Here is a 12992-nt window from a genome sequence, read left to right as displayed (position 1 = left end):
TTATTGGGTACTCGCGGGCATCAGTGGCTGAACAGACCGGGCGCGCGTGCCGGCTTGCGACGCGGGAACCAGCGCTCCAGTACAGATGCCAGTGCGGGAAGCGCCGTCATCGCCATCAGCAGATTCACGAGGAACATGAACGCCAGCAGCTTGCCCATGTCCGCCTGGAACTTCAGCGCCGAGAAACTCCACGTTGCCACGCCAATGGCCAGCGTGATCGCCGTGAAGATCGTCGCGACGCCCACTTCAAGCATCGCGTGCTGAACCGCCTTCACGATGTTCTGGCCGTGAGCCAGATGCATCTGCAGCCGGTTGTAGATGTAGAACGCGTAATCCACGCCAATACCGACGGCCAGCACCATGACGGGCAGAGTGGCGACCGTCAGGCCGATCTTCAGTTCCTTCATGAACCAGTAACCGATAAAGGTGGCAACCGTCAGCGGCAGACAGCAGGCCAGCATCGCGCGCCAGTCGCGGTAGGCCAGGAACACGAGGATCAGGATGGCCGCGTAGACGTAAAGCATCATGGGCAACTCACTGCGCGCCACCTCTTCGTTGGTGGCGGCAAGCACGCCCGCATTGCCCGCCGCGAGACGCACGTTGATACCAGGAAAGACGTGGGATACGCGGTACTGCTTCACGTCATCGAGAATCCGGCTGATCGTCGTGGCCTTGTGATCGGTCAGAAACAGGTGCACCGCCGTCATCCCGCAGTTGCCTTTCATGAATCCCTTTACCCGGCCGGCGTCGACCGAGACCGCGCCGTAGTTTTCAGGGTCGATCGGCACGACATTCATCCTCGGGTAGTCTTCGTTGTAACCCTGGTTGTAGCGGCGCAGCATCGCCGAATACGACTGCACCGACACGACGCCCGGCTCGCTGCGCATCGCGCTCGTCAGGTCGTCTTCATACAGTCCGGCGGCCGGGTTGTCGCAGGCCTTGCCGTCAGACTCGATTGCGACCGTGAGCCAGTCGAGACCGATGTCATAGTTGTTGGCGATCGAGGTCGCATCGCGGTTGAACCGCGCGTCCGCACGCAGTTCGGGCGCGCCCGGCTGGAGCGTGCCAATCACGCGGTCGCGGCTTTGCCATGCAGCGAGTGCGAACACTGCCAGTGCCAACGCCACGGTGACACCCGCATACCTCGGCTGGGCGATCCGCGCCAGCCCGCGCAGCCACGATGAGCGCCGTTCGCTGCGCTTGAGCGCATTGTCGGCATAGGCCTTCGTGAAGTTGAAGCACGAAGCCGCGACGGGCAGCAGCACGAGGTTCGTCACGATCTTGTAGCCGACACCGAGCGATGCCGTGATCGCCAGCTCACGCACCATCGGAATCGGTATCAGCAGCAGCGTGATGAACGAAACGAACGCGGTGACGAGCGCCAGCACACCGGGAATCAGAAGACCGCTGAAGCTGTGACGGGCCGCATCGAACGAGCTGTTGCCGTGCGCAATCTCGCGCACGATGAAGTTGACCTGCTGCACGCCATGCGAGACGCCGATCGCAAACACCAGGAACGGGACCAGCACGGCGAGCGGATCGAGACCGAAGCCCAGCAGCCTGAGCGTGCCGAACTGCCAGACGAGCGACGTCAGCGAGCACGAAATCAGCAGCACCGTGAAGCGGACCGAATGGCAATACCAGTAGACGGCGAGCGCAGTGAGCAGGAGCGCGATACCGCAGAAGCCGAGCACGGCCGTCGCGCCATCGGCGATATCGCCGATCTGCTTGGCGAAGCCGATGATCTGGATTTCATAGCCCGCATCCTCGAACGGCTTGCGGATCTGCGCTTCGAGCTGATGGTTGAATGCCACGTAGTCGAGCACCTTGCCGTTGCGATCCCGCTCGTTGAGCTCGGCCGTGATCATCGCGCTGTCCTCGTTGTGCGAGACAAGCGTGCCGACGTAGCCACCCAACGTGGTCGCGCGGCGGATCGCCGCGACGACGTCGGGCGTGAGCTGGGCAGGCGTGATCGTGCCGGAGATGATCGGCTCGGCGCGGAAGCCTTCGTCGGTGATCTCGTTCACGTAGGCGTTCGGCGTCCAGAGCGACTGCACGCCGATGCGGTCCACGTTCGGCAGATACGTGACGGCCTGGGTTACCTGGTACAGGCGCGTAAGCCCCTCCTTCGTCCAGATCGAACCCTTGCGGGCCCGCACGACGAAGGTGATCCGGTTCGCACCGAGCAGGTCGGAGCGGTACTTCTGGAAGGTCTGGATGTACTCGTGGCCGATCGGCATCTGTTTCTCGAAACCAGCGTCCATGCGCAGCTGCACCGCGAACACGGCCATGACGGCAGTAAACACACCGATTGTCACGAGCACGGCGATCCGATGGCCGAAGCACACCCTTTCCAGACTATTAACCAGGCGATTTAACACGGCATTCTTCCCTCAGGTGATTCAAAGGCCCACGGCATCGGGCGATCAGAAGTTGCGGGTGACGAACATCCCGACGAAATTCCTGTCCGCATATGGCTGGCCGACCGTGTTGTGGCCTCCCCAGAACAGCGTGTAGTTGATGCCCGCCTGCCAGGTGGTCGGGTTCTGGTTGAACAGCACGTAGAGGTTCAGCGACTTCGCGCCCTGCAGATAGTTCGCGTTGAGTGTCGGCGTATAGCCGTAGAGTCCATCGGCGAAGGTGATACCCGGCGTCACCTGCCAGCCGTGAATCAGCGTGCCATCATAGGTCCAGTTGAAATCAACGGTTGCTCCCACGGAGCTCGACGTGCCTTGCGCCATCCCGATCGGATAGCCGAGACTCGAGTTGTTGTTCAGCCAGGGAAGGTAGCCCGCCTGCGGCAACTGCGTTACCCCCTGTCCGTTGATCGTGCGCGTGATGCCGCTCGAACTCAGGCCCGGGTAGTAGATCCACGTCAGCTCCGCGCTCAGCGTCGCCGAATCCGCGCCGATCAGCTTGAGAAACGGATACTCGCTGCGCGTGAGGGCGAGGATGCCGTTGATGTCGTACTGAAACTTCTTCATGTCGGCCCACTGCTGGCAGTTGATGCCTGGCACACCATTGGTGTTCAGATCGGGCGCACCACCAGCGCCATAGCAGCTCGACAGCGCCACGGCGTCATGAGGCCGGTACGACAGCTCCGTGCCGATCGCCCAGTCGCCCAGCCCGAAATTCGCGCTGACACCGAACAGTTGCCGGTTCTGCAGATACGACCACTGCTCGGTCCCGTTGGCCAGTGACGAAAGCACAGGGGACTTGTCGGTATAGTTGATGTAGTAGAACGCGAAGTTCGCACCGAAGGAGCGCGGCGCGTAGTTGAACTTGAAGCCGAACTGCGGCTTGTACTTCGACGGCGCCTGCCAGTTGACCGGAAGACCGATATCGAAGAAGGGCGGCCCGGCGAATGCGCCATTGACGAGACCGTTGTTGATTCCGTCGAGCACATTCTGGTTGCCGCTATTCGAACCGGCAATCGTCCCCGCACTGGGACCCGCCACGTTGAGGTTGGCCGTGCTGATCGTGAGCGGCTGCGTGCCGCGGCCCAGGCTGTTCGTCGTTGACCAGTAAGATCCGACGGGCGGATAGCGGTTGCCGTTCCAATTGAACTGGTAGTAGTCCTCAGTGCTGAATCCATGCGAAAGATCGGCGGCGAAGCTCACCATCGGTGCGGGAAGTAGCGCCTGCTTGAGTTGCGAACCCGGTACCAGCAGCTTCTGGATATCGAGCGAGTTCGTGGCATTGATGCCGCCCTGTGCGAACAAGCTCTCGCCCCAGTTGATCACCTGGTTGCCCAGTCGCACGTGAGCGGACCGCCCGCCGATCGCGAAATCCTTCTGGCCCCACAGATCGAGCAGTTGCGCATCGTAGACGACCTGCGCCGATGCAGTGCTCGACAGTGGCGTTCTCGCCGTGTCTTTCGCGAGGAAGTCGTACATCCCCGTGCCGCGGATCATGAACTTGAGACCGGCGCTCGGCATCTTCATCAGCAGCTCGCTGGTCGCGCTCACGTAGGTACTGAAGGCCTGTCCTTTACGGTAATTCAGGTCGCCGTTGTCGCCGAATCCCCATTGATTGGTGTTGGCCGCCGCGCCGCAACCCTCGGAATTGGGATCGCCCGTAAGCGAGCAACTCGGGCTCTTGGTCCGGATCCCCGCGCCTGCCGTCAGGTTGGTCACCCACGAGCCCGTGAGATCGTTGATTCCTGTCGAAAACTCGTAACCGTACGCGCTCGACGCTGCCGCTCCGAACATGGCCAGCGATACCGCAACATATCTGCCGATGATCTTCGTTTTCATGAGTCTCCCCTGCCGTCACCCTCGATGCCGACACACACCACCGGCGCGCGTCGGTCCCCTGCACCTGCGCCGAACCTCAGCGCTCGCTCACCGATCTCAACGATTCTGCCGTGAAGAAATCGGTCTTGAAACGCGGGTCGCTGACCTGCTCGTACCAGTGAAGGTCCTTGCCCTGGCCAATCGACGAAGCGTCGAACACGTAGCGTCCGTTGTTGAGGTCGTACTGCGCCATCGGCTCGTTATCGCAGGCGCCACCCAGCTCCCACACCGGGATCGGATAGCTCTCGCGCACCTTCCAGAGCTTGCCCTGCGCGTCATAGTCCTCGCCTACAAGCGCTAGCCAGCTATCCTCGTCCAGGTAAAAAACCTTCTTCGACGCGACGTGACGTGCCGTGGGCTTGAGCGTCGCCTCGACCACCCAGACGCGGTGCACCTCGTATCGACGATGGTCGGACGCGATGCCATTGGGCGTGGCGACGTCACGCAGCTTGTCCCTGAAGGTGTACATGCCGAAATCGTCGTACGGAACGATCATTTCCTTCTTGCCCACAAGCTTCCAGTTGAAGCGGTCGATGGAGCCGTTGAACATGTTGGATTCGTCGATCAGGTACTGATTCTCGAAACCGATCAGCGGTGCATCGTGCGTATAGGCCGGCATACGCCTCACGCGGCGCTGGCCCGGAAAGTAGTAGTACGTCTCAGAATCCTTGTCGAAATACTGACGCTGCACGAAGGCTTGCCCGGCCAGCGCAGCCGGTGAATCGACCGAGAAATACGCGCCGAGGTTAAACTGGTCGACGTCCTGCGGTGTGGTCTTGCCTTCCTTGCCCGCCGGGAAAAAGAACGACTGGGGACCGATTGCGTCAATCCAGTCACTGCTGCCGGGGCGCGGGGCGATGGACGTGACAACCGGCGACCACTCGACGCCCTCGCCGCGATAACGTGTCTCGTAGTTGAGGATCGCTTCGGCGCCGTTCTTCGGCTGCGGGAAGGCCACGCCGGGGAGCACTGCGGCCTGCACCGTCTCGCCGTCCGAAGCGAGTTTCGCCGTCGTGAGATTTGCCTTCGAATTCTGCTCGGCAAAATCTGGCAACTGGCACTCGCGATGCGACGGATAGACGTCCATTCGATAGCCCTTCAGTTGCTTGACGAGCTGGATCAGCCCCGGGGAAAGCTTGTCGGCATATTTGTCGACGTTCGATGCATCGATCGTGTACAGGGGCTTTTCATTCTTGTGCTTCCAGAAGTCGCCGCGAATCTTGCCCCACTCCCAGCCGGCCGGCGTCGCTTCCCGGCCGGCAAACGCCGGTACGAGCCCGTCCTTGCTGGCCGAGCGCTCCGCGCCTACCGACGTGAGGTCGTCGGCAACGGCGGCCCCGGCCACGAGCAGTAAGGCTGCCGCAATGGCCGACAAGGCTCCGATAGTGTGCTTTCTCATCATGACTCTCCTTTCGATTTCAATCTAATTCGCAGTACGAAGTGTCAGATTCAATCCTGACGCATCGAGACCAAACCGCTCAGCCCTCGCCGCACCCTGCCACGGCCACCGCCCGAATCTCGATGCACAACTCGGGTAATGCCAGTTGTGTTACGCCGACCGCCGTCCACGAGGGATAGCACGCCGGGAAGTACGTGTCCTTGACCGCCGAAAAGGCCTCGATTTCGCCGCGCAGATCTGTATGGAACGTGGTCAACTCCACCACATCAGAAAGGCTCGCGCCCGCCGTCTCGAGCACGGCCTTCAGGGACTCGAAGGCGATACGGGCCTGCGCCGACATGCCTTCGCCGGCTTTCATATCCGGACCGATGCCGACCTGGCCGGAGACCCAGATCGTGTCCCCCACGCGGGTCGCGGGTGAGAAATGATAGGCGTCGTAGAACGCCTGGAACGGCGGCGGGATGATTGATTGCCGCGTAGTGGACATTGTCATGATGGTGGCCCCTTTGGTCAGACTAGTTGACGGAAACACGGTGCGCGAAACGGATCCCCTTCTCTCAACGCGGCAAGTTCTTCAACGAACAACACACCAGCCGGCGTGAAGCCCGAGAGGCTCGGTTGCGGCAGCGGGCTGAAAACCGCGTCGTCGCCGAAGAAGCGCAGCACGAGCGTGTGGCGATCCGGAAACGCGGTGTCCACCGCGCCGCCACCGTGTAGCACCCCCGGATGCAGCAGCAGGACGTCGCCGGGCTCTGTCGCCCAGGAAATGATTTCGTAAGCAGACGGGCTAACGCGGCGCTCAGCCTCGATATTCGGCAGGCGTGGCCAGACATCGCCGCCATGCAGAGGATCAGTCGGATCTTCAGCATTTTGAAAGGTCGTGCCGTCGTGCCGCGGGCCTCGATGCGATCCCCGCACAATCTCGAGCGCGTTCTGTTTGGGTACGGCCTCGAAACTGATCCAGGCATTGCCGAAATGCATGCCCTCCCATGGCAGGTAGGAAGTGTCCTGATGCCACGGCGAGCGACCGCTCCTGCCCCCGCTTTTGAGGAACAGTTCCTCCGCGAAATACCAGACGTTGTCTGAGCCCCAGAGATCCGCGAACAGTCGGCCGAACGGCAGCTCTCCAGCGAGCTCGTCCAGACGCCCCTTCGCATACGGATTGGCGTTGTCGTTGTGCGTCTTGTGCACTGTGCCGTCGAAGAGGCTGCAGGCCATAGGCCCGGGGTTCTCTATACCCCAGTCGAAGACCTGTCGGCACCGGGCCAACTGTTGCTCGCTGAGAAGGCCCTTGACCAGAACGGCGCCGTCCTCCGCGAACGCCTTGCGCGTGGCTTCATCCATAGCTGAACTCCTGAATCGTCAACAGGCGACCCGGTTGCAAACGCTTCCTGCGGCGCCTTCGTAGAAAATACTACCAAAGTTAGGTCATAATACAAAAATAAGAAAAAGAAAAAAGACAGGGAATTCCCTGTGTTCTGCGGGTTACGGCCAATGGCGAAGTATCAAACGTGCCCCAGATCCTGCCAGACCAGCGAACAACCGGTCGAACCGCGACTGCCCGACCAGTTCGCCCGGGCGGCCTTCGCGAACGGATTCGCGTTTCGGCCGTGAGTCTTGTGCGCCGTGCCTTCAAGAAGCAGGCAGCCATGGGTCCAGCTTTTCCATCCTCTGGTCGTAAATCAGGAGGCGCCGGGCCAGCTACTGCTCGCCAGGAAGATCCATGGCCAGACGACACCTTCCTCGTCGAATGCCTCGCACGCCTTCATCGATCGTTGAACCCTTGAAACGTCGTTGTGTGCTCCGGTTGCAATCGCTTCCAGAATAATAATAGGAAATGGTACCGAAAGTAGGTCAGAAAGAAAAACATTGTGCAAGAGGAAAAGAGAGGGTATTCCCGGTCTTCCCATGGTTACGCACTAGCCTGCCAGCCCCACGACAACTCCCGGGAAGCGGTTCCGGCACCCGCAAGCAGCTTGAGCGCTCGAGACCGCCTTTTCAGGCGCGAAGCCAGTGGACACGCCGCCAAAGTTTTTCTTGACGTCGTTGGTATGTTTACCTATCTTAGTCATCATGTACTATCTATTGGTAGCGACGTGCTGCAGGCGAACGAGTTTGCAGCCCGGCGCCTTGGCATCGGAGGACATGAAAGCCGGCATGGAGCGGCCTTTGTTGTAAAACCGGCGCCCATTAATGGTGGAAAAAGTAGGAGACGATGATGTCCAGCATTCTCAGCAATTGGATTTATGTGGGCAGCAATGCATACGACGAATACACGTTCGTGCCATGGCTGAACAGGAACGTCTACCGGCGGACTGTAGATTTTAATACGGTATGCTTACTGTAGCGTCGAGGATTAGTTGGCATTGAAGGAAAATTGTGATGGGTATCGAAAAGACTTCGAGCGACCCGGGCATGGCTGGTCGAGCTGGATGAACAAATCAAACGTGAAGAATGCAAGAGCGTGGACAGGTGCCTGCAGCGCACCAACGCTATGCCAACAGCGTTCGCGAGTTGGTTGCGAGCGAAACGTGCGCAGCTTGCATTGATCGGGCGCTCGAGCGTCTGGCTTGACGACTCTGCTGTTTCCGCTGCGGAAGGTCTGGGCAGATTGTTTAATTTCTTAAAGACTGAATTGGACAGTACACGATACTTCGATTTTCTACTTTGTTGTTTTCATCTATTCGTCGTCGTGTCGTTCCATGGAAGACCGATTGAACCGATCGTGACCATGGAATATTGAGGAACATAGACCATGTTCACGAACCTGAGCGAAGATTCAATTGGGTGGCTACACACTCTTGCTCGCCGCCTGCGCGACATCGTCCTCTCGGCTATTGTGGTTTTCTGCTCGCTAACGGGGCTGTGTTATGGCGCCGTTGCGCCGGCTTGGCCGACGTCGGCTGAAGCGGTCGACCTGCCGCTAGAGGAAGCACCCACAGCAGAGGAAATCGCAGCTGTTGTGAGTTCTCGTTTTCATATAGGATTACACGACGCCTTGGGAATCGGTCACGCGGTGCTAACTGCGGCAAGGCGTTACACAATCTCGCCGTTGTTATTGCTTGCAGTGATCGCAGTCGAATCTAGTTTCGACCGATTTGCGATAAGTGTTGTTGGCGCCAAGGGACTCATGCAAGTACTTCCATCTCAACACAGAGACCGTGTCCTTCGCACGTCCGATTTGACCGACCCGCGCACCAACGTCCATATCGGGTCCGCGATTCTCCGAGACTACATAAGGGCGTCAGGTGGAGACCTCGAGGGCGCGCTATGTCGCTATAGCGGGGGCGCCAAGGGCTATGCACGACGGGTTGCCGATCGCTTGAGCATGATGAAAACGGCATTTGGTTTGTAGACGCAGCCTTGTTTGGATTCGGTTGTGAGGTAGTGCCTGGACGCATCGACCATGTTCCATGGTTATGGCTGCGAGGCTTTGTGCGCGCGCGTCAACCGATCGATGACACTGCGCGCATAACGCTTGTCGTCGATGATCGCGATGCGTCCGCGAGCATGGAGAATTATGTAATTTCAGGTCGGCACCCGCTCGTGCAGTTCATGCTTGCCCGGATACCAGTTTGAGGTTGACCCGGTTCAGCGGACAGATCTGCAGTCAGAAATTGAATGTGATTTAGCCTCCATTGAGCGTTAAGCAGCGGGTTGTCCATGGACGGGCAGCGGGGCGCCTCTCTCGCCCATGACGCTGCCCGTCGGTGGGCAACCCGCGATGCGACGAGGTTTGCGTTTGCGCGTGCAGCTGTTCGAACTCCAGCGGTGAACGGTAGCGCAGGCTGCTGTGCAGGCGGCGCAGGTTGTACCAGCTTTCCAGATACCAGAAGATGCGGCGCCTGGCCTGTTCGTGGGTATCAAAGTGTTCGCGATCGAGTAGTTCCGCCTCGAGCGTGCCAAAGAAGGATTCGCACATCGCGTTGGAGTCCGCAGACAACTGCACCCGTGAGTGACACTGGAAGCCGACGTTTTCAGGTGACCCATCCGTACCATCCCCTTCATTTGCAAGAATTCGAACGGGTCCTTCATGCCCAGAACTGGCATGAGGACAGGGTTTGGTTTCACGACGCGAATGGCCGATTTCGGGCGCTGCCCGCCAGTTGGACGAGCGTCGTCGGCGAGGACCCATTCAACGTGGTCGCTGCCGGGCGCGCCTTGTTTCGCGTGGAAGAACTGCTTGAACTGGGGCGTTTGATCGCCACGCTGGAGCCATGAACAGCGCTAGCGCGTGTAAAGCAAAATACGCCGGTGATGTAAAGTTAACTATGCCGGCACGCTCCTTCCACGACTACCTTTGTTGCCCACATTATTGCCTTTATTTGGCGGATTTGTCGCATGTTTCCGAGACATCTAACTTGTAACGTTAGAAATATGGTACATAATTGTATTTACATTGATTTGGGCGCTTTCCCTGGAGTTCATGCATGGCGACAGACCGACGCAAAGAGGACAAGCACCGCGTGCTGCGGCAGCAGGCGAGCCTCAATCCGCGTCCAGACGCCGTGACGCATCCGCTGTTTCGGGACGGAGAGTTCTTCGATCCCCACGATCTGCTGCAGGTCAAGTACGAGATGCTGCGCGCGGTACGCGTGGACAAGCGGCCGATCAGCGAAGCGGCCCGGGCGTTCGGCTTCTCCCGACCGTCGTTCTATCAGGCTCAGACGGCTTTCGAACAGGGTGGACTGGCCGCGTTGATTCCGCAGAAGACCGGGCCGCGTAGCGGCCACAAGTTGACGCCGGTGGTGATGGAATTTCTGAACCGGGCGCGGGTTGCCGAGCCGGCCGTGCGGGCGGAGCGACTGGCCAGCCTGGTGCACGAGAACTTCGGCGTCCAGGTACATCCGCGCAGTATCGAACGGCAGTTCCTGCGCCAAAAAAAACCGTAACGAAACCGTCCGTGTCCACTCCGGACCGTGCGCTGTGCAATGACGGACTGCTCTCGCGTTATGAAGATCTGAGACAACAGGCACTTGGATTGCCGTGCGAGATTCCTCGCGGCCAGGGCCTCGCGCTGTTGATGCGCAGCGGCATGAGAGCGTGGATGCAGGCATGGGCCCTATGCGCGACCACGGTTGTACGGCGGCAGCCGCCGCCTGGTGAGGCAGAGATCGTCCCCTTCACGCTGCATCAGGAGGCGACGTTGATTCTGGCTTCAATGCTTTTACACCGGCGTCAGGAGGCAGCAGCATGAAGAGCGATCCTCACCAGAAGGTCCAGGCGAGCCATCTGAAGCGCAACGCCTATCTGTATATCCGGCAATCCACATTGCGTCAGGTGTTCGAGAACACCGAGAGCACCAAGCGCCAATATGCGCTGCGCCAAAGGGCGGTCGCCCTGGGGTGGTCCGAGGACCGCATTATTGTGATCGATAGCGACCTGGGCCAGTCCGGCGCGTCATCGGCGGACCGCGAAGGATTCCAGCGTCTGGTCGCCGAAGTCGGCGTGGGCCATGCGGGCATCGTGCTCGGCCTGGAGGTGTCGCGCCTGGCGCGCAACTCCACCGACTGGCACCGGCTGCTCGAGATCTGCGCAATCACCGACACATTGATACTTGACGAGGATGGCGTATACGATCCTGCTCACTTCAACGACCGGCTGTTATTGGGGCTCAAGGGCACCATGAGCGAGGCCGAATTGCATGTGCTGCGGGCACGCCTGCAAGGAGGAATCCTAAGCAAAGCGAGGCGCGGCGAACTGCAGATGCGCCTGCCCGTCGGCTTCGTGTACAACGCGGTGGGTGCGGTCGTTCTCGATCCGGACCAGCAGGTCCAGCACTGCCTAAGGTGGCTGTTCGATACCTTCCGGGGTACGGGATCGGCGATGGCTACCGCGCGCGCCGCGCATCATCTCGAACTGGCGTTTCCGCGACGGTGCTGCAAAGGTCCGCACAAGGGCGAATTGCTGTGGGGCAGCCTCGGACACAGCCAGGTCGTGCGCATTCTGCACAACCCGCGGTATGCCGGCGCATTCGTCTATGGTCGCACCCATACACGCAAGACAGTCGATGGACGCACGCGTGTGATTCGCGCCCCGCGGGACCAGTGGGATACGTTGATTCCGGGCGCCCATGCCGGTTATCTGTCCTGGGAAGAGTACGAGCAGAATCAGAAGCGTTTGCATGAGAGCGCGCAGGCGATCGGAGCCGACCGGCGCCGAGGCGCGCCGCGTGAGGGTCCAGCACTGCTTCAGGGAGTCGTGGTCTGTGGTCGATGCGGGAACCGCATGACGGTTCGTTACCACAGCCGCCAGGGCTGCCTGTGTCCCGAGTACATCTGCCAGCGCGAAGGCATTGAGCAGGCCGAACCGGTCTGCCAGCGCATCCACGGGGCTGCCATCGACGAGGCCATTGGCGAGCTGCTCGTCGAGGCGCTCAACCCGCTTGCCATTGAGGTAAGTCTGGCGGTTCAGAGCGAACTCCAGTCCCGCATCGAAGAAGCCGACTGTCTGCGTCACAAGCAGGTGGAGCGCGCCCAGTATGAAGCTGATCTGGCGCAGCGCCGCTACATGCGCTGCGATCCGGAGAACCGGCTGGTTGCCGACTCACTTGAGGCTGACTGGAACCATAAGCTGCGAGCGCTGACTGAGGCTAACGAGGAATATCAGCGTCGCCGTGAACAGGACGCGCGTATTCTGACGGACGAGCAGCGCGCCGTCATCGTCTCGCTGGCGTCCAACTTCCCCCGGCTATGGCGTGATCCCGCCACGCCCGACCGGGAACGCAAACGCATGATCAGGCTGCTTCTGGAAGACGTCACCCTGAACCGGGGCCAGCAGGTTACCGCACAGATCCGTTTCAAGGGCGGCGCTCACCGGACCCTCAGGCTGCCGTTGCCGCTAAAATCATGGCAGCAATGGGTCACACCCGCCGCGGTGATCGAGGAGATTGATGAGCTGCTCAATCACCATACTGTCCTGCAGATCGCGAATATCCTGAACGAACGTGGCGTCCCGTCGGGCAAGGGTGGGCCCTTCAATGCAAAAATGGTCGCACGCCTGCAGCGCAACTACTGTCTGAAGCCACGTTATGATCGGTTGCGCGAAGCGGGTCTCCTGACGCTGCAGGAGATGGCCGACGCGCTGCACGTCACGCCGACGAGCGTGAAAATATGGAACCGTCGCGGACTCATCCACGGCCACGCCTACAGCGACAAGAACGAGTGCCTGTACGACCCACCGGGCACTGACTCGCCCAGAAAGGCAATGGGCGTCAAGCTGTCCCGCCGGCGTCGCCATCCCGACGTCGTTTCTGATCGCCGCAAGGAGGTGTAGTGTGAAACGCAATCCTTGTCGTA

The 12992-nt window shown here is 60.2% G+C and carries 12 protein-coding genes; 5 read left to right on the top strand and 7 right to left on the bottom strand.

Annotated elements, in window-relative coordinates; genetic code table 11:
* Positions 1-20 precede the first annotated feature (20 nt).
* The 5 genes from DLM46_RS31285 to DLM46_RS31265 all read right to left on the bottom strand — a co-directional run bounded on the left by DLM46_RS31285 (position 21) and on the right by DLM46_RS31265 (position 7038).
* A complete protein-coding gene (locus DLM46_RS31285; protein WP_115107200.1) occupies positions 21-2381 on the bottom strand; it encodes an efflux RND transporter permease subunit in 2361 nt (786 codons plus the stop codon).
* Between the two features lie 45 nt (positions 2382-2426).
* Complete coding sequence (locus DLM46_RS31280; RefSeq protein ID WP_115107197.1) at positions 2427-4256, bottom strand: DUF1302 domain-containing protein; 1830 nt, start codon at positions 4254-4256, stop codon at positions 2427-2429.
* Positions 4257-4332: 76 nt separating this feature from the next.
* Complete coding sequence (locus DLM46_RS31275) at positions 4333-5697, bottom strand: DUF1329 domain-containing protein (RefSeq protein ID WP_115107195.1); 1365 nt, start codon at positions 5695-5697, stop codon at positions 4333-4335.
* A gap of 76 nt (positions 5698-5773) precedes the next feature.
* Positions 5774-6187: a RidA family protein gene (locus DLM46_RS31270; protein ID WP_115107193.1), complete on the bottom strand. Its 414-nt coding sequence runs from the start codon at positions 6185-6187 to the stop codon at positions 5774-5776.
* A gap of 17 nt (positions 6188-6204) precedes the next feature.
* A complete protein-coding gene (locus DLM46_RS31265; protein ID WP_115107190.1) occupies positions 6205-7038 on the bottom strand; it encodes a phytanoyl-CoA dioxygenase family protein in 834 nt (277 codons plus the stop codon).
* A gap of 1411 nt (positions 7039-8449) precedes the next feature.
* Here DLM46_RS31265 and DLM46_RS31260 point away from each other — a divergent pair.
* A complete protein-coding gene (locus DLM46_RS31260; RefSeq protein WP_115107188.1) occupies positions 8450-9049 on the top strand; it encodes a lytic transglycosylase domain-containing protein in 600 nt (199 codons plus the stop codon).
* A gap of 62 nt (positions 9050-9111) precedes the next feature.
* On the opposite strand, the gene DLM46_RS41170 is transcribed toward DLM46_RS31260, so the two are convergent.
* The gene (locus tag DLM46_RS41170; protein WP_341868613.1) at positions 9112-9213 is read right to left on the bottom strand and encodes a hypothetical protein; all 102 of its coding nucleotides are present in this window, start codon (positions 9211-9213) and stop codon (positions 9112-9114) included.
* Between the two features lie 109 nt (positions 9214-9322).
* The gene (locus tag DLM46_RS31255) at positions 9323-9643 is read right to left on the bottom strand and encodes an integrase core domain-containing protein (RefSeq protein ID WP_115107186.1); all 321 of its coding nucleotides are present in this window, start codon (positions 9641-9643) and stop codon (positions 9323-9325) included.
* A gap of 32 nt (positions 9644-9675) precedes the next feature.
* Between DLM46_RS31255 and DLM46_RS31250 the strand changes: the two genes are divergently transcribed.
* From DLM46_RS31250 to DLM46_RS31240, 4 genes are all read left to right on the top strand, one after another.
* Positions 9676-9915 carry a DUF5372 family protein gene (locus tag DLM46_RS31250; protein ID WP_165848087.1) on the top strand — a complete coding sequence of 80 codons (240 nt, stop codon included), beginning with the start codon at positions 9676-9678 and terminating at the stop codon, positions 9913-9915.
* A 209-nt stretch (positions 9916-10124) separates the two neighbouring features.
* Complete coding sequence (locus tag DLM46_RS31245; RefSeq protein WP_115107181.1) at positions 10125-10586, top strand: helix-turn-helix domain-containing protein; 462 nt, start codon at positions 10125-10127, stop codon at positions 10584-10586.
* Positions 10587-10597: 11 nt separating this feature from the next.
* Positions 10598-10891 (top strand): hypothetical protein, encoded by a 294-nt coding sequence (locus DLM46_RS39185; protein WP_133300398.1) that lies wholly within the window; start codon positions 10598-10600, stop codon positions 10889-10891.
* Complete coding sequence (locus DLM46_RS31240) at positions 10888-12969, top strand: recombinase family protein (RefSeq protein ID WP_115107179.1); 2082 nt, start codon at positions 10888-10890, stop codon at positions 12967-12969. The genes DLM46_RS39185 and DLM46_RS31240 overlap by 4 nt, the downstream gene beginning before the upstream one ends.
* Positions 12970-12992: the final 23 nt, after the last annotated feature.

The sequence above is a fragment of the Paraburkholderia lacunae genome (genome assembly GCF_003353175.1).
Classification (GTDB): Bacteria; Pseudomonadota; Gammaproteobacteria; order Burkholderiales; family Burkholderiaceae; genus Paraburkholderia; species Paraburkholderia lacunae.
Note: the sequence above shows the minus strand (reverse complement) of the source record. Positions and strands in the feature narration are given on the sequence as shown.

What these genes read in the sequence shown, in the direction of transcription:
- DLM46_RS31280 (WP_115107197.1), bottom strand. Translation starts at nt 4,256, where the DNA reads ATGAAAACGAAGATCATCGGCAGATATGTTGCGGTATCGCTGGCCATG.
- DLM46_RS31275 (WP_115107195.1), bottom strand. Translation starts at nt 5,697, where the DNA reads ATGATGAGAAAGCACACTATCGGAGCCTTGTCGGCCATTGCGGCAGCC.
- DLM46_RS31270 (WP_115107193.1), bottom strand. Translation starts at nt 6,187, where the DNA reads ATGACAATGTCCACTACGCGGCAATCAATCATCCCGCCGCCGTTCCAG.
- DLM46_RS31265 (WP_115107190.1), bottom strand. Translation starts at nt 7,038, where the DNA reads ATGGATGAAGCCACGCGCAAGGCGTTCGCGGAGGACGGCGCCGTTCTG.
- DLM46_RS31260 (WP_115107188.1), top strand. Translation starts at nt 8,450, where the DNA reads ATGTTCACGAACCTGAGCGAAGATTCAATTGGGTGGCTACACACTCTT.
- DLM46_RS31245 (WP_115107181.1), top strand. Translation starts at nt 10,125, where the DNA reads ATGGCGACAGACCGACGCAAAGAGGACAAGCACCGCGTGCTGCGGCAG.
- DLM46_RS31240 (WP_115107179.1), top strand. Translation starts at nt 10,888, where the DNA reads ATGAAGAGCGATCCTCACCAGAAGGTCCAGGCGAGCCATCTGAAGCGC.